This window comes from Pseudomonas sp. ICMP 3272, assembly GCF_001466905.1.
Classification (GTDB): domain Bacteria; phylum Pseudomonadota; class Gammaproteobacteria; order Pseudomonadales; family Pseudomonadaceae; genus Aquipseudomonas; species Aquipseudomonas amygdali.
This window is the reverse complement of sequence record NZ_LKEK01000021.1, coordinates 1-346: the sequence shown is the minus strand read 5'-3', so window position 1 is coordinate 346 and position 346 is coordinate 1. Positions and strand designations below refer to the sequence as shown.

Sequence of the window (346 nt, the reverse complement as noted above, 5' to 3'; positions counted from 1 at the left end):
CAAAGGCATCGGCTTCCGGAGCCGGCAAGGCGTTGCGATCCAGCTTGCGGTTCGGCGTCAACGGCAAGGCGTCGAGGATCACGAATGCGCTCGGCAGCATGTACTCGGCCAGTTGCGGTGCCAGTTCGGCACGCAGTTCAGCGGTTGTAAGCTGGCTTTGCGGCTGGGCAACCACATAGGCCACCAGGCGTTTGTCTCCCGGGTTATCTTCCCGAGCGACCACTACCGCCTCCTTGACCCCGGCGCAATTGCCCAGACAGGCTTCGACTTCCCCAAGCTCGATACGGAAACCGCGCACTTTGACCTGGAAGTCGTTACGGCCGAGGTATTCAATACGGCCGTCAGC

General features: G+C 61.6%; 1 protein-coding gene. It reads right to left on the bottom strand.

Annotation, left to right across the window (positions count from 1 at the left end):
* Window positions 1–346 (bottom strand): AMP-binding enzyme (locus AO068_RS03125; protein WP_161936572.1); only part of this gene is annotated, 346 nt, incomplete at both ends.